General features: G+C 67.9%; 14 protein-coding genes and 2 pseudogenes. 7 read left to right on the forward strand and 9 right to left on the reverse strand.

Features of this window, described 5'->3' with window-relative positions:
* The first annotated feature begins 124 nt into the window (after positions 1-124).
* Positions 125-1,135: a phosphotransferase family protein gene (locus ACZ3H8_RS35310; protein ID WP_467408756.1), complete on the forward strand. Its 1,011-nt coding sequence runs from the start codon at positions 125-127 to the stop codon at positions 1,133-1,135.
* A gap of 210 nt (positions 1,136-1,345) precedes the next feature.
* On the opposite strand, the gene ACZ3H8_RS35315 is transcribed toward ACZ3H8_RS35310, so the two are convergent.
* Both ACZ3H8_RS35315 and ACZ3H8_RS35320 read right to left on the reverse strand, forming a co-directional pair.
* Positions 1,346-1,774: a TIGR03668 family PPOX class F420-dependent oxidoreductase gene (locus tag ACZ3H8_RS35315; protein ID WP_467408757.1), complete on the reverse strand. Its 429-nt coding sequence runs from the start codon at positions 1,772-1,774 to the stop codon at positions 1,346-1,348.
* Positions 1,775-1,871: 97 nt separating this feature from the next.
* Positions 1,872-2,696, reverse strand: coding sequence for an LLM class F420-dependent oxidoreductase (locus ACZ3H8_RS35320; RefSeq protein ID WP_467408760.1), 825 nt, complete (start codon positions 2,694-2,696; stop codon positions 1,872-1,874).
* A gap of 793 nt (positions 2,697-3,489) precedes the next feature.
* Between ACZ3H8_RS35320 and ACZ3H8_RS35325 the strand changes: the two genes are divergently transcribed.
* The 3 genes and pseudogenes from ACZ3H8_RS35325 to ACZ3H8_RS35335 all read left to right on the forward strand — a co-directional run.
* Positions 3,490-3,720, forward strand: coding sequence for a hypothetical protein (locus ACZ3H8_RS35325; RefSeq protein ID WP_467408785.1), 231 nt, complete (start codon positions 3,490-3,492; stop codon positions 3,718-3,720).
* Positions 3,721-3,871: 151 nt separating this feature from the next.
* A complete protein-coding gene (locus tag ACZ3H8_RS35330) occupies positions 3,872-5,572 on the forward strand; it encodes a penicillin-binding transpeptidase domain-containing protein (protein WP_467408762.1) in 1,701 nt (566 codons plus the stop codon).
* A 977-nt stretch (positions 5,573-6,549) separates the two neighbouring features.
* Positions 6,550-7,176, forward strand: a pseudogene (locus ACZ3H8_RS35335) (IS5 family transposase); the annotation flags it as partial.
* 72 nt (positions 7,177-7,248) lie between these two features.
* Here ACZ3H8_RS35335 and ACZ3H8_RS35340 read toward each other — a convergent pair.
* Both ACZ3H8_RS35340 and ACZ3H8_RS35345 read right to left on the reverse strand, forming a co-directional pair.
* A complete protein-coding gene (locus ACZ3H8_RS35340; protein ID WP_467408783.1) occupies positions 7,249-7,665 on the reverse strand; it encodes a VOC family protein in 417 nt (138 codons plus the stop codon).
* A gap of 158 nt (positions 7,666-7,823) precedes the next feature.
* Positions 7,824-9,479, reverse strand: coding sequence for a helix-turn-helix domain-containing protein (locus ACZ3H8_RS35345; RefSeq protein ID WP_467408764.1), 1,656 nt, complete (start codon positions 9,477-9,479; stop codon positions 7,824-7,826).
* 171 nt (positions 9,480-9,650) lie between these two features.
* Here ACZ3H8_RS35345 and ACZ3H8_RS35350 point away from each other — a divergent pair, with 171 nt between their 5' ends.
* Positions 9,651-9,887 (forward strand): hypothetical protein, encoded by a 237-nt coding sequence (locus tag ACZ3H8_RS35350; protein ID WP_467408766.1) that lies wholly within the window; start codon positions 9,651-9,653, stop codon positions 9,885-9,887.
* 153 nt (positions 9,888-10,040) lie between these two features.
* Here ACZ3H8_RS35350 and ACZ3H8_RS35355 read toward each other — a convergent pair whose 3' ends face one another.
* Positions 10,041-10,586, reverse strand: coding sequence for a DUF4760 domain-containing protein (locus ACZ3H8_RS35355; RefSeq protein WP_467408767.1), 546 nt, complete (start codon positions 10,584-10,586; stop codon positions 10,041-10,043).
* Positions 10,587-10,680: 94 nt separating this feature from the next.
* Positions 10,681-10,974, reverse strand: a pseudogene (locus ACZ3H8_RS35360) (IS110 family transposase); the annotation flags it as partial.
* A gap of 365 nt (positions 10,975-11,339) precedes the next feature.
* Here ACZ3H8_RS35360 and ACZ3H8_RS35365 point away from each other — a divergent pair.
* Positions 11,340-11,738 (forward strand): DUF6221 family protein, encoded by a 399-nt coding sequence (locus ACZ3H8_RS35365; RefSeq protein ID WP_467408768.1) that lies wholly within the window; start codon positions 11,340-11,342, stop codon positions 11,736-11,738.
* A 397-nt stretch (positions 11,739-12,135) separates the two neighbouring features.
* Here ACZ3H8_RS35365 and ACZ3H8_RS35370 read toward each other — a convergent pair whose 3' ends face one another.
* Together ACZ3H8_RS35370 and ACZ3H8_RS35375 are read right to left on the reverse strand one after the other, a co-directional pair.
* Positions 12,136-12,558: a hypothetical protein gene (locus ACZ3H8_RS35370; RefSeq protein ID WP_467408769.1), complete on the reverse strand. Its 423-nt coding sequence runs from the start codon at positions 12,556-12,558 to the stop codon at positions 12,136-12,138.
* Positions 12,559-12,711: 153 nt separating this feature from the next.
* A complete protein-coding gene (locus ACZ3H8_RS35375; RefSeq protein WP_467408772.1) occupies positions 12,712-13,332 on the reverse strand; it encodes a hypothetical protein in 621 nt (206 codons plus the stop codon).
* A gap of 208 nt (positions 13,333-13,540) precedes the next feature.
* Here ACZ3H8_RS35375 and ACZ3H8_RS35380 point away from each other — a divergent pair, with 208 nt between their 5' ends.
* Complete coding sequence (locus ACZ3H8_RS35380; protein ID WP_467408773.1) at positions 13,541-14,122, forward strand: hypothetical protein; 582 nt, start codon at positions 13,541-13,543, stop codon at positions 14,120-14,122.
* Positions 14,123-14,297: 175 nt separating this feature from the next.
* On the opposite strand, the gene ACZ3H8_RS35385 is transcribed toward ACZ3H8_RS35380, so the two are convergent.
* Positions 14,298-14,756, reverse strand: coding sequence for a hypothetical protein (locus ACZ3H8_RS35385; RefSeq protein ID WP_467408775.1), 459 nt, complete (start codon positions 14,754-14,756; stop codon positions 14,298-14,300).
* Between the last annotated feature and the right edge of the window lie 237 nt (positions 14,757-14,993).

A 14,993-nucleotide genomic window follows, 5' to 3' on the forward strand; every position in this document is an offset into this window, starting at 1 on the left:
CCGTGGCCCGTTCTGTGCGCGCAGGTATCGCTTAGGATCGGTCGCTTATGCGGTGGCGTGACTGAACGGCAGCGCCTTCTCCAACAGCGGGGACCGCGCAGTCGATGCATGGGGGAGACAGGTCGTGGACGCGGTACGCAGGGTTGTCACACGGGATGACCTGGAAGGCGTCGCGCGTGCGGCTCTGGGCGCCGAGCATCGCCTCGTGGGCGTATCGCGACTCCGGGGTGGAAGTAAGAAGGGCGTGTACCGCCTCACTTTCGACGATGAATCCACTGCGATCGTCTACATCTGGGATGACGCCGAGAACTATTGGCCCACCATGCAGGCCGACGACGCCGACAACCACGCGGACCCGTTCTCGCCCGCCTCCGGCATCGAACTCTTCGAGGCCGCCCACCGGCATCTGGACACCCTCGGAATCCGCACGCCCCGGATCCGGCTCACAGACCGAAGCAAGAGCCACTACCCGGCAGATGTCGCCGTGGTCGAGGACGTGCCCGGCGACAACTTGGAAGCACTGCTCCGCCAGGACCCGCGCAGCGTGGGACCCACCATGGCGGGACTCGCCGAGGCACTCGGTGCGATGCAGCGGCACCAGGGTCCACGCTTCGGCAAAGTCGCCCTGATCGACAAGGGCGGCGCCTCTGAGGGCAGCTCATGTGAGCAGGTCGTCCTGGACCGCGCGCTCGACGACCTCACCGAAGCAGCGTCTCGCGACACGCGGATCACGCGTTCCCGCGACCAGCTGGAGACTGTAGTTCGCAAACTGGCCGCCGCTGTGCGCCCGCGCTCGCAGTACGGGCTCATCCACGGTGAGCTCGGGCCGGACCACGTGCTGGTGGACCGGCGTGAGCAGCCGGTCCTCATCGACATCGAGGGACTGATGTTCTTCGATGTCGAGTGGGAGCACGCGTTCCTGCGACTGCGCTTCGGCGAGCACTACCGGTGGCTGGACCACAGTGACCTCGATGAACAGCGTCTGACGTTCTACACGCTGGCGATGCGCCTGTCTCTCGTCGCCGGACCACTGCGGCTCCTTGACGGCGACTTCCCCGATCGCGAGTTCATGAGGGGAATCGTCGAGCACAACATCCAAGAGGCGCTCGCCTTCCTGCCCATGGGCGAACGCTGAACCCCTTGCAATAGATCATCTGGTGCGGTTCCTCCTCCTCGGGTCCGACACGCAGTTGGAGCGCGCGTCGTACCGGCCGCATCCGGCGCCGGCGCGAACGGCGGGCCTGGTATCGCCGGGAAGGACGGCGGCGCGGCACTGTAGCCCACCTTGCCCCGGCCTCAACCGTGCCGGCGGCGCTCATGAACCGGCGCGGGCCTGCACGCGGGCTCACGACGCGCGCCAGCCGCTCCAATTCAGGACCGAGACTTCGACCACCGGTCCGCCGGGTGGCCGGTCGGCATACTGCTGGTATTTCGCCGTGAGCAGCCGGATGCCGTGGGCGGCCTCGGGGGACTGGTCCGGTGATGGGAGCACTCGGGCTTTGCCTTCGGCCCGGGCCCACCACAGGCGGTCCCAGTCCTCCTCGTAGTGGTCGGTGAGCAGGCAGACTGACGGGTTTGCGGCGATGTTGGCGAGGCGTTTGAGTCGCGTCGTCCGCTTCGGTTTGTGGTCCACGGCCAGCATTACCGTGTCGCCGTCCAGGGCGAACACCACCGGCACCAGGTGCGGGCGGGCCGTCGGGTCCGCCGTGGCGAGGTGGGCGATGCGCGCCGCGGCGAACCGCTCCCGTGCCTCAGCGCTCGTCAGAGTGGGCATGGCACCCCTTTCGGCAGTCACTGCGGTTATGGCGGTTACGGATCTTCGTATCGGTCCCACATTCCCGGATTCCCGGGGCGCAGCGGTTTCCGGCGTCTCAGCGGTACCGGGCAGCGACGTGGGCCAGCCGGTCCAGGTACTCCAGCGTCTCCCGTTCGGGCATCGTCGGGACGTAGAACAGCAGCCGCTCAACTCCCAGTCGGCTGTAGCCCTCGATGTGCTCGGGATCGTCGGGAACCGCGTACACCGTCACCGGCACCTCTCGATCGGCAAGGGCGCGCAGCCGCTCGATCTTCGGACCGAGTTCCTGCGGCGGCAGGCTGTTGGCCAGCCACGCGTCTCCGAACTGCGCCACCCGGTGGAACGCGCCCTCGCCGCCGCCGACGTAGATCGGCGGATGGGGGCGCTGCACGGGTTTGGGCCAGGCGTAGACCGGATCGAGGTTCACGAACTCGCCGTGGAACTCGGCCTTTTCCGTGGTCCACAGCTCTCTGATCGCGCGCAGCCGCTCGTCGGTGAGCCGGCCGCGGGTGGAGGGGTCGGTGCCGTGGTTCCTCATCTCCTCACGGTTCCAGCCGACACCGACGCCGAAGATCACGCGGCCGCCGGAGATCAGGTCGAGGGAGGCCACCTCCTTCGCCGTGATGATCGGGTCGCGCTGCGGGATGAGCGCGATGCCGGTGCCCAGCAGCAACCGCTCGGTCACCACACCGACCGCGGTCAGGGCGACGAAGGGGTCGAGGGTGCGGTAGTACATCTCCGGCAGCTCACCACCGCCCGGGTAGGGCGTCTGGCGGTCCGCCGGGATGTGGGTGTGCTCGGCGATGAACAACGAGTCGAACGCACGATCCTCAAGCGCGGTTCCGAGCGAGGTCGGGCTGATGCCCTGGTCGGTGATGAAGGTCGAGACTCCGAGTTTCACGACGGCTCCGTGGAGGGGCGAGTACGGGATAGGACGCGTGGCACAGAGGTGCTGACTACCCACCCCGGGCGATCCCGCTCCCATGACCACCCGGGAGAACCATCGCGGAGCACGTTTCCGGGCCCGCGGTCGCAAGAACGCGCCGGGGTTGCCGGCGGACGCGCGGCCCAGAACCACGGCGTGGCGTCTCCCGCAGGGCCGTGCGCCGACGCCCGGGCGGGCCGAGGACGGGCACGTTCTCGGCCCGGCCCGGCAGCCGATCCTCGGACGGGAAACTGATGGGCACGTAGCGCGATACGCGGCCGGCGCGGAGCCTGGCGCAGTACTGCGGACCAGTGTCTCGTGGCGGGACCTGCCCGTGTGGTTCGCTGCCGGTCTTCCACGACCACGCCAGGGTCGCGGTCTCCTACGCCCCGGCGGAACCGGCCAACTGGGACTGACCCGACGGCCTGAATGATCCAAGAACCGACCCGGACGTGGCCCGGTGCCGCCTGAAGCGAGAGGATCTGAGCGTCGTCGTACGTGAACAGCAGCTGGCCGGACTGCGTTGGCTTGTGGTGTCAGGGCCCCGGCGGGCGGCATTCCAGGCCCTCGGCGAGACCGCGAGGGCGGACGTCCGGGCGGTACAGGAGGCGATGCCGGAGCGCGACGGCCTGCGCCGCTGGGTCGGCACCGAGGAGGGCTCCGGACGGGACCCGCGGACGGCGGCGCCCCCTCCACCGACTCCCTCGGCCGGTACGAGGAGAGCATCGCCCGGGGTCGCGCACTGGAGAAGCTGCATCCCGAGGGGCCGGTGCCGTCGAGCGCATGGTTCCTGACCGCCCTCACCGGTGCCCCTCTGCCGTACGGAGTCCATCGCACGGCCGCCGACGGTGACCCGCTGATGACCCTGTGCACATTGGTGGCCGATCTGGCCGGCAATCGCATCGTCGTGCGCGGCCCCCAAGGGAAAACCGCCGAGCTGCCGCTGTCCGACTTCGCCCGGGGTATCGCGCCCGGGGTGATGTCGCGGCGGCCGCGGTGACCCAGGAGGGCGGCCACGGCGGCGATGCGGCGGGCCCGATCGTGGCGGCGGTTGTCCGCGCGGGGGCCGAGGAGGGGCCGCACATCCGCCGCCCCTAGTGTGGGGGACCTCTTGGTGAGGAGCCGGGGGATCGGCGAACGGCGGAGGACTTGTGGGCAAGAGAGGGCGCGCCGCGCGCAGGAGAACGCACCCTGCGCTGATCGGCGGCGTGGTCGCGGTGGCCGTGGGCGGCGCGGGGTTCGCCGCGTACAGCATGTACGGCGCCACGGCGGACGAGGACACGACGGCCGACGGTACTGCGAAGACGTTCAAAGCAGGCCCGGTGACGGCCGCGGAAGTCCGGGCCACGGCCGACGGGTTCCTCACCGCGTGGCAGGGAGGCAACGCCGCGAAGGCCGCCGCGTACACCGACGACACGGTGGCGGCGCAGACCGCGCTGACCGGGTTCCGCAAGAACGCGCACATCGACGATGTGACGCTGGCCCGTGGCGAGGCGACCGGCGCCACGGTGACGTTCAAGGTCTCCGGCACCGTCTCGTACAAGGGCAAGAGCAAGCCCCTGGTCTACGACTCCCAGCTCACGGTCGTCCGCCGGGCGAAGGACGGCAAGCCACTCGTCGGGTGGCAGCCGTCCGTCGTGCACCCCGACCTGAAGCAGGGCGACACCCTGGTCACCGATGAGGCCGGGGACCCGCCGGTCAAGGCAGTGGACCGTGACGGCGTGGAGCTCACCGAGGCGAACTACCCCTCGCTCGGCACCGTCCTGGACGGGCTGCGGGAGAAGTACGGCAAGAAGGCCGGGGGTAGGGCGGGGATCGAACTGCGGGTGGTCCGCGGGGACAACGCGGACGCCTCGCAGAAGGACGATGGCTCGGGGAAGAGCGAGGAGAGTGACGACGAGACCCCCGACAAGATGCTGCTGACGCTGTCCGATGGCACGCCGGGGACACTGAAGACCACGCTCAGCGCGACCGCGCAGGCCGCCGCCGAACGGGAAGTGGGTAAGCGCAAGCGGGCGTCCATAGTCGTCATGAAGCCGTCGACCGGTGAGATCCTCGCCGCCGCCAATTCGAGCCATGGCTTCAACACGGCGCTCCAGGGGTCCCTGGCGCCCGGCTCCACGATGAAGATCGTGACGTCGTCGATGCTGCTGGAGAAGGACCTCGCGTCGATCGACAAGCCGCATCCGTGCCCCAAGTACGCGTCGTACGGCGGCTGGAAGTTCCAGAACGTGGAGAAGTTCGAGATCAAGAACGGTACGTTCCGTTCGAGCTTCGCTGCCTCCTGTAACACCGCCTTCATCACGCAGGCCGAGAAGCTCGACGACGACGATCTGACCAAGCAGGCCCAGCAGGTCTTCGGGCTCGGGCTCAACAACTGGTCGATCGGGGTGTCCAGCTTCGACGGGGCCGTGCCGGTGCAGAGCAATGCGCAGATGGCGGCGTCGCTCATCGGGCAGGGCGGGGTACGGATGAACCCGCTGAACGTCGCATCCATCATCTCCACGGCCAAGACGGGCGTCTTCCGGCAGCCGTACCTGGTCTCGCCCGACGTCGACGACCGCACGCTCGCGACGGCCGCGCGCAAGCTGGACGCGTCCGCGCAGACGCAGCTGCACGAACTCCTGAACTACACCGCGACGTCGGGCTCCGCCGCGGAGGCCATGGCGGGCGTCGGCTCGGACCTCGGCGGCAAGACGGGCTCCGCGGAGGTCGACGGCCAGACCAAGCCCAACGGTTGGTTCACCGCATGGCGCGGCGACCTCGCCGCGGCGGCGGTGGTCCAACAGGGCGGCCGGGGCGGCAAGTCGGCGGGGCCGCTGGTGGCGGCGGTGCTGAAGGCGGGCAGCTGACGGCCGCCCACAGCGGGAACGGAACTCACTCGAGTGCTCAGTACACCGACCGCTGGCGTTCCGTGCATGACGAGGTCGCCGTGGAGCGGATGTGGGGCGCCGTGGAGGAGGTCGGTCCCCAGCCCAGACCAACCGACGGGCACGTTGTCGACGAGGTGCCGGGGCAGGGCCTCGATGCCGCGGGCATGCGGCCAAGTCGCTTACGTCTGAGCATGTGTGTCCTCGGGTGAATGGGGCGGCAGGTGTGCTGCCGCGATGAGGCAGTATCGGTGATCAGGCGTGTCGTCCGGCCAGGGTGTCCGCCAGACAGCGGTGCTGTGGGCCGATGCATTGTCAGGTGCACGAGACATGGGGCTCGGGCACAACGCCCGGCGGCGGCGGTTCGGTTCGTCTGCCGGGAAACTCCTGGCCAGACCAGGAGTCGCTCCGTCGCGTTTCATGGCCTGCGGTGGTCGGTGGCGCCGCGGACGTACGCCCCCTCGCACCGCGGCTGGAGCTCATCCAGAAGATGCCAGTGATGCTGGTGTCCCATGAGCCGAGGCCCACCAGGTGGGGGATTCGGCGCGTGGTGGGTCCGCCGAGATAGAACAGCAGGCAGCCGGTGGGGCATGTGATGGTCTCGGCTGCGCCGGTGTCGTCGACGTAGGGGAGGGTCAGGGCGGGTCGGCGGTGTGGTGGCGATCGCGACGCAGTGGTGATGGGTCTTGCCTGCGTCGATGCCGGGCCAGATCGCGGCCATGGTGCATCTGTGCGGTGCGGTGCGGTGCCCTGATGCCTCCCGACGGACGACCTCGCTGTTGATTCCCCTACGGAGCGATCATTCGCAATTCCTCATTGGCAGCCCAGTCGTCGTGGGGCGTCGGGCGGCCAATCAGTGGAAGCCACAAGCGGCAGAAGGTTGAAAGCCACACCCGACACCCCTAGGCAGCGTCCGACGGGTCGTGTGACTGGGTTGTGCCCGCGTCGTTCCGATCCCTGTGGGGCGGGGTGATCTCTCGGATGCGGAGTGGGCTCGGTTGGAGCCGCACCTGCCGAGGAACGTGGGCCGGGGTGGGCGTTGGAAGAGTCACCGTCGGGTGATCAACGGCATTCTCTTCCGTCAGCGGACCGGTATCCCGTGGCGAGATCTGCCAACGCGGTTCGGTAGATGGAAAACGGTCTGTGACCGGCGTCGCCGATGGTCAGCGGACGGGACGTGGGACAGGATCCTGCACGCGGTCCAGGGTGACGCCGACGCGGAGGGCCGGATCGATTGGCGTGTGGTGAGTGTGGACTCCACGGTCTGCCGTGCCCACCAGCATGCTGCAGGGGCCCGCTACCGCCCGGCCCGGATGCCGGGACGACGCCGTCGACCTGTCTGGCATCGTCCCGATGAGGCGGTCGGCCGTTCACGCGGCGGGCTCACGACGAAGATTCATCTGGCGAGTGATGGCGGCTGCCGCCCGCTGGCCATTCTGGTCACGCCCGGACAGTGGGGTGACGCCCCGCAGCTGATCCCTGTCCTGGATCGCATCCGTGTCCCGCGTCCGGCCGGCGGTCACCCGCGGACCCGTCCGGACCACCTGTGCGGCGACAAAGCGTGGGTCGGGGCACGGACTCGGCGGATGCGCCCCGGCGGGACCTGGACACGGACACACGTCGGCGACCCGTGGGATCGCCGACGCGTCGACACCGGATCAGGTCTGCTGTTCGCTGACGTTGACCATCCACGTGATACCGAACTTGTCCGTGCACATGCCGAACACGTCGCCCCACATCTGCTTCTCCAGGGGGACGGACACTGTGCCGCCGTCGGACAGCTTGTCCCAGTAGCCGCGCAGTTCGTCCGCGTCATCGCCGCTCAGACTCACCGCGATGTTGTTCCCGGGTTTGTGTTCCGTCCCTGGCGGATTGTCGGCGCCCATCAGCGTGAATCCCCTGGCGGTCTCGAGCATGCTGTGCATGATCTTGTCGGCGTATCCGGGGGGCGCCTCGGAGCCGAAGTCGCCATAGGTGTTGACGGCCAGGTTGCCGCCGAAGACCTCCTTGTAGAACTCCATGGCTTGTTTCGCTTCACCAGAGAAGCTGATGTACGGGTTGAGACGAGAGGCCACATCCAGTCCTTTCATGACGAATAGTCAGTGCGGGCAGCCTACGTGCGTCAGAGGCGAAGTCGGATGACCTGCACCCGCCCCACGGGCCGGAACGACACGAACGCACCCCAAACACAGGACCCGTCGGACACTGCCTGGGCCGGTGCCGGGGGGCGTCCTTATCTTTTCCTGGTCCGACGGGATGTCGCCCTGGCCCTGCGGAACTGCTTGAGCGCCTCCATGCGGAGTTCGGCGTGTTCACTCCGGTATCTGATCAGGCGCAGGCCGACGTTCTGCCTCTGCTCATCGGGGAAGGTCGGGACGAAGGGTCGGAAGATCCGGCAGGAGGCGTTCTCGGGGCGATTGCGGAAGCTTGCTCCGGCCAGGCGGAGGGCGGTCAGGGTGGGCTTTGCGCGTTGCAGGCCGCCCAGCTGCCATTCGACGACTTCGTGCACGTTGCCGCAGCAGTCCCAGACACCGTCAGGCGACTTCCCGGAGTGGAACAGCCCCACCGGCCGCATTTTCTGGGACCGGCCTGGGAAACGGAGGTTGGCGTGTTCGGGTGTGGGCAGCTCGGTTCCCCAGGGATACGGGCGGCCGTCGGCTGCGCATCCGGAGAGTGCCAGCCACTCGGGCGCCGTGGGCACGGCCCAGGTCCAGTCCTTGTCGGGTTCGGAGTCGGTCTTCAGCAGGCAGCGGCCGATGAGGTCCTGGAGGAACCTCCCCAGGGCGTCGTCCCTCTCGTCGCCCTGTCCTCCGAGGACGTACGGAAGACGGGGATCGGCGCCCGTTGGCACCCTGTCCGGCCAGAGGACCGCCATATCGCTGACGGTGAGCGGGTGGCACATCGCCTGGAAGGAATAGCGTCGAGGTTCCTCCTCGAGTGCGGGGACGACCAGCGAGCCGATGGCCACGAGTTGCGGGTCGAACGACCGTGGGCCAGCGTTGTGCAAGCCCGGGAACTTCGCGCCCACGTACCGCTCCCATGCCCGACGCAGGCTGCTGCTCACGACGCGGTCGTCGGAGAAGACGTCAAGAAGCCACTCCATGATCCTTCTGGTGCGTTTGGGACTCGAGACCGTCATCTTGTCGACGTCCTCGACGATCTGTCGCGGCGGCCAGTCGCACTGCTCCGGTGTGTCGGAATGGAGCAGTAGCTCGAACAACGTCAGCCAGACCAGCCGGAGTTGTACCAAGTGCTCCTGGTTGTTGTCCTTGATGACAATCTCGGTCTGTTTGATCAGCCAGTGCCGGGTACCCTCGAACCGCCGGAGCATGACATCTGCCGCCACCAGGGTCCAGAACCGCTCCGGAGACTCGACCGGCACGGTGATGCCACGGTAGTGGGTGACGACCTCGACCGTTATCAGCCAGTCTGTCAGGCGTCCGAGAGTGCTGGGAAATTCAGTCAGATCGCAGGTGTCCTGGCCCTCCGTCGACGGTCTGGGAACACGCCGGAGCAGGTCATTGGAGTAAGGGCTTCGGTCGTAGAACTTCACCCACGGCTTGAGCTTGATGGACACGTCCGCGCCGGAGCGGGCGGGGCACGGAGTCGGTTCCGCCCTGCGCCCCAACCGCCCGGGTCTGACGCGCCTGTGGGCGTCGGCCCACGCGTCCGGATCCGCGCCGCAGGCCTGGACGAACAACTCCAGTGATCCCCTGCGGGGGAACGACTTCCCGTTGCACATGCCGTGCACGGTCGACGTGGACAGCCCAGCAGCCTCGGCGATGCTGACGTAACTGAGGCCCGTTTTCTCGTACAGCTCCCTCAGGCCACGTGCCAGTTCAACTGGGGTCCGGATGGATTCCGGATCCGGCGACGGCTCCCTCCCCACCGCTCCTCACGCCCCTTCGGATTGCCTTCGGTTTCATTCGGAACCGTACGGGCTTCGCCGCCTTTCCGAGCCCGGCTTCCGACGATTTATCGATCCCGTGATGCGATCGAACGGCCTTTGCGCGCACGGTGGTTGAGGCATCCAGCCGAGCATTCGCAAGAGGAGCAGACGATGAGCCACCCAACGCCCCAGACCCCGAACGACAACCAGCCCCAGCCGGCGACGTCAGAACCTGCGCTCTTCAGCGTGCGCACCGCGTTGGTGCTCCTCATCTCCGCACTCGTCGGGCTGGGAGTCGGCGCGCTTCAGCTGCTCGCCGGTAGCTCCTGGCCGGAAGCGGTGGAGACTGCCACGGTTACGTTCGGCGGGTCGCTCGTGCTGGTCGATCAGCTCATCAAGAAGGAGTGACGGGCCCGGCCAGGGCAGTGAGGCCCTGGCGCGCCCACTCCCTGGCGTACGCCGGGCCAATCATGCGGAGACCCAACGTGGTGAACAAACGCCTCGTTGCGAGCCCGGACCGTGAGGCGGCTGGCGGGAGTCCTGCAGCGCCGGAATCGTGGGTCAGCTTCTGGGGGGTGGGAAGCGGCGCCGGGGGAACTTGCGGTTGATCTCAGCGCGCATCCGGTCGTAGGGCACCGCCTCGGTGTAGACCGCCAAGTGCTCGAAAGAGCCGAACAGACCGCCGCCCTGCTGTGCGTCCAGACGTCTGCGTTCCATGCGAATGAAGGGCTCCATCGCCCGCCAACTGGCCTTGATGCCCGTGTAGTGGACAGCGATGGCGATGTCCTCCTCAATGACTCTGGTGACGACAAGCATGCCCAGGTCCTGGTAGAAGCCGCCCACCAACAGGAGATGTTCACGCGCTGGCGACGGCAGGTCGGAGATCCCTAACACGGGGTCGTACGCACGCAGGGATGTCCGCACGAAGTCCATTGCCTCACGGAATTCCGGAGTGCGGGTGCGGCTGCCCAACTCGGCTGTATAGACGAGGAGATTGGTACGCCGCGTATCAGACGCCTGGCGCAGTGAGGATGCGGCAGCGATGACGACGGCAACGAGTGCCACGGCCAGTGTGAGGACGTTGAAGAACGCATCATTCAGGCTCACGGCCCCAGTCTCACCACCGGCAGGGCCTACCGACAGACCCCCGCGCATGCACTGCAGGCGTTACGGAGCTCTCCGGTTGCCGCTCCCTAAGCCGTTAGGCTGCTGCGGCGAGTTCGGCGGGGAAGGCGATGTGTTCATCGAACAGTTCGTGGCGCTGGCGGCAGTGGTAGAGCTGGCCGGGCATGCGGTTGAAGGGGTTTCGTTGGGCAGCTGCGTGCCAGTCTCCGTGCTCGCCCCGTTACCGATAGTGGCCGTGGGCGCCCGGTGAGGTCGTCGGGGAGGCGAAGGCCCACAGGTAGTCGGCGTGGTTGAGGCGGTCGTTCTTCACCCAGCGGCGGGTGATGCCCGCCTTCTTGCCGGAGGCGCGGGTGACGGGCGAGGACCCGGCACTCAGGGAACGGCACGCCCATCACCACGAACGCCGACATCGACGACGCCTGGGGGCCTGCGCCGCCCCGCTTGCGCCGGTCAGGCAGGCAGCACCCAGGCGGATAGCGGGGGCCACGGCGACAGCCTGACCACGGCGGCCCCCGGGAGGTGACCGCCATCGGCCCCCAGCGCGGCAACGCCACGTACGGCCGTACGCCTTCGCCCGGGCAAGGAGTACCCTACGGGCCGCGTCGCGGCCACCCCGCAACGGTGAGCCCCCAGCCTGCCGAGCAGTCCGGCCGCGGACTGGATCACGAGGTCCAAGCTCCCCCACAATGACCCGGCAGTCACAGCACAGCACGTCACGAGAGGAAGCACCGTCGGATGGCCGGCAACACAGACATGGTGACCTTCATCGAGGCGCGGCTCACCGAGGAGGAGCAGGTCGCGCGGGACGCCGGCGGCGCGAGCTGGAGATGCCCGGCCGAAGTGCCCGGAGAGGTCCACGACAGAAGCTCCGGTATTGCGTTCACGGTCAGAGGAGCTGGCTACGACCGGCACATCGCGCTCCAGGACCCGGCTCGCACGCTGGCCCGCATCGAAACCAGCCGCGTCCTGCTCGGCGAGTACACCGAAGTAGCCGACCGCGACACCGACCGCCCGGCCGACGACTACACCTCCGGCCGTGCCGTCGGACTCGGCTTCGCAGTACGCCAACTGGCCGCCGAATACGCCTGGCACCCCGAATACAAAGCGAAATGGCTCCCCCGATTCATCCGGTAGCGCTCGTACCAGGTGTGAGGAATTGAGCGGTGATGAGGTCCTGGCGAGGTGGACGGCCGTCTCGGACGATGCCTGGCCCGCCCGAGGAACAGGGGCCCGCTGGATCGGCCCGTCTTGGGGCGGGGAAGCCAGAACTGCGTGATGTGGGGGCAGCGCCACCTCCAGCGCCTGGCCGAGCTCCTCCCACATCACGGCCTGCGGCTTCGCCCGCAGGTCCACCCAGATGTCCCACTCGCGGCCGGTCGCCTCGGTCAGCGGGCCACTCGGGCAGCTCACCGGTACGGCCCTCGGCAGCAGCGTCCGCCAACCCGCCTGATCCATCGGTCGGTTACGCCCGCAGCGCGTTGGGATCCGGTGCCGGTCCGGATGTGGCGTACCGGGCTGGCGAGCGGGTGGGTCAGAAGTCGGGGCAGATGTTCTTGTGCGCCACGTCGAGGATCTTGGCGGCCTTGGCGAGGCCGTGGCCTTCGGGATGCATGGGGCTGCTCCAGCGCCTGTTGCTCTGGTCGATCTGCTTGGCCCGGTCGCCGGGGAATCGCTTGAGGATGCCGCAGGTGTCGATGCCGCGGCTGACGGCCTTGTCTTCCTTGCCGTGAACGACGTCCGGGTCGATGGCGTTCAGGCCGTCGATGAAGGCCTGGCGCTGCGCGCCTTTGGGTTCGGCCGGGAGGCCGGCGGCTTCGCGCGCCTTGTCGCGGTCAGCTTGGCTGATATCGCTCTTGGTGGCCGCGGGCTTGCTGTCCATGTCCCCCTTGTCCTCGCAGGCGGTGAGGCTGGTGATGATGAGCGCGGCGGCGATGGAAGCGGTGCGGGTGCGCATGGTTCCCCCTAGGACGTTGCAGATGAGAGGGGTCATCATGCGGCTTGCCTGGGTGGCAAATGTGCCGGGGTGGTTCGGTGTGGCCGTTCTGTGACACGGAGGTAGGGGCGCCCGTTGCGCGGGTTGCCGCCCACGGGCGCCCACCTCCGAGGGTTAGCAGTCCTCGGTGAACTTGACTGCGTCGATGGTGACGGGCTGGCCGTTGAGCTTGGCTCCGGCCGCCGGGTCCGTCTTGCAGACCTGCCAGTTCGACTCGACGATCACCATGCGATCCTGGCCGGTGCCGTCGTTGACCGTGATGCTCGTGGACGAGTCGAGGGCCTGGCGTGCCACCTTGACCGACTTGCCGTTCAGGTTGGGCATGGTCCCGCCTGCTGCTTCTGGCTCGGCCTGGTTGCCGCCGGCCGGGCATTGCTCTTCGAGCTTCACCGTGCCGAAGTCAACCTTGGCGTCAGTGGGGTGCTCGCCGGGTGCTGGGGTCTGTGAGCAGACCTTCCAGTTGCGATCCAGGGCCTGCATGCGTCCGCGGCCGAAGGCGTCATGTGAGGCGAGCCGGTAGAAGCCGACGGCTTGGGCTTCGTCCTGAGCGGACTGGAGGCCTTTACCGACGAAGTTGGGCAGCGCGGCCGTCTCGGCGCCGCCGCTCTTGGCGGCCGGAGCTTTGGCTCCCGTCTCGGCCGGCGAGCCTGATGAGGATCCAGTGGTTGAGCCGCACGCGGTGAGCGTGGCGAGCAGGAGAGCTCCGGTGACGGCGGCGGTAATTCTGGTGCGCATAGTCCCCCCAGGACGTTGCGTGATGAGGGGGACATCATCGGGCATCCGGGGTGATCGGGGCAGGGGAACGATGAAGACCCCGACCGGGGGGCGGGGCCTTCATGAGGTCTGCGTCAGCGGTATGCGGGCACGCTGAACATGCTCCGAGTCCTACACCCTGCAATCATGCTGGTCAAGCAGCCTTGTTGAGGGGTTGCTCCTGGAGTTCGTGCAGGTCGCGATCGCCGCATCGAGCATGCTGTCCGGCATGCTGCTGACCTTTGGCCCCGACCGCCAGACTCGCGAGTTCAAGTGCGACTGTTGCAATGCCCCCATTGAGAGGGCGTGGGACTTCATCTATGCCGACGGTGCACCGCGCGCCGTGTACTTCGCGAACTGCTATCACCACACCGACCGAGACCACGACGCATGGATAGACGTGATCTTCGGTACCTGGGGCGACGGGCCGGACAAGTGGAACGATCACGTTGCCTTCGCCTGCCGTGTCGGCCCCGTGGTGGGCCGGACTCAACCTGCCTCCACACTGGTGACCGCTGGACTTGCTCACCCCGACGGACCTCTCTTCGGGCACAAACTCGACCGTGAAGCCGCCTTGCAGCACCCGCAGCTGAGCGAGTTCTGGCAAGTCTCGGATTTCATCCTGGAGAACGACCCCCTGGTACGGGGACACATCTACGGTCACCAGACGGATCAAGGTCGGTGGAGTCTCAACGGCCCAGTCAGGTGCCGGCGCATCGGGTCTTGGAGCCCCAGTTTGGAAGACCCCGTACGCGGATCCCGGATAACCTGACAACTCGCTGACCAGGTCGAAATAGTGCGAATTCCTGCAACTCCCCGCCACTCCCCGCTCGTCGCCCCTGCATGGGGCACGCCAGGGGCACGCAACGCCCCCTGCCGCCGATCGTGGACATCGGCACCGGGCGTAGCCACCGGCTCATGTTTCCGCCCATGCGCGCAGGAGGGCCTCACGCGCGCGGTTTCGACGTGCCGTGACCGCTGTTCTGCCGGCCCCAAGCGGCGATGGTCCGCGGGTCGGCCGTGCCCGCCACGAAACGGGCTAGCAGGGACTGGGAAAGGGCAATCTCCTCGGGGTCGTAACCGGCTGCCGCCGAGTACACCGGCAGCTCCTCCGCGTCGCCGCCTACCGTCTCCAGGCGCAGAATCATCTCCGCCGGCTCGTTGCCGAGGCCGGACGCCGCTGTGAGCAACACTTCCAGGGCCATCCCCAGTCGGCTGCCTGGCGTGCCGCGTACGGGTGCAGCCTCGACAGCCGCAGAACGCAGGTCCGTCCACGTCCACGCCTGGGATCCCTCGGGGCCCACTGCGTCGAGCCCGTCGGCGGTAAGCAGGACACAGCGCCCGTCCCCGGTCGGCGGGGAACCCACGTACACCGCGTCCTCGCTGATCCAAAACAGTCCGACCATCGCCACGGTTCACTCCCACCTCCTACTCCCGGCGCGGGGTGCGCGCGGCCATGTCGAGGACGCCGTGTCAAGCCACCGTCGATCTTGAAAACCGTCGTGGCGGCAACGTCGCCGCGGGTCAATTCCCACACTCTCCGTGCGCAGCCTGGGATCAATAGTCCAGTGTGGGGAACCAGTTGCCGCGGCCGGCGGGGGTGAGGTCGAGGAGGTTCCATACGGGGGCGAGTAGGTCTATGC

It is taken from the genome of Streptomyces sp. NPDC002868 (assembly GCF_055563295.1).

What these genes read in the sequence shown, in the direction of transcription:
- ACZ3H8_RS35350 (WP_467408766.1), top strand. Translation starts at nt 9,651, where the DNA reads ATGAGCCACCCAACGCCCCAGACCCCGAACGACAACCAGCCCCAGCCG.
- ACZ3H8_RS35365 (WP_467408768.1), top strand. Translation starts at nt 11,340, where the DNA reads ATGGCCGGCAACACAGACATGGTGACCTTCATCGAGGCGCGGCTCACC.
- ACZ3H8_RS35385 (WP_467408775.1), bottom strand. Translation starts at nt 14,756, where the DNA reads ATGGTCGGACTGTTTTGGATCAGCGAGGACGCGGTGTACGTGGGTTCC.
- ACZ3H8_RS35370 (WP_467408769.1), bottom strand. Translation starts at nt 12,558, where the DNA reads ATGCGCACCCGCACCGCTTCCATCGCCGCCGCGCTCATCATCACCAGC.
- ACZ3H8_RS35315 (WP_467408757.1), bottom strand. Translation starts at nt 1,774, where the DNA reads ATGCCCACTCTGACGAGCGCTGAGGCACGGGAGCGGTTCGCCGCGGCG.
- ACZ3H8_RS35375 (WP_467408772.1), bottom strand. Translation starts at nt 13,332, where the DNA reads ATGCGCACCAGAATTACCGCCGCCGTCACCGGAGCTCTCCTGCTCGCC.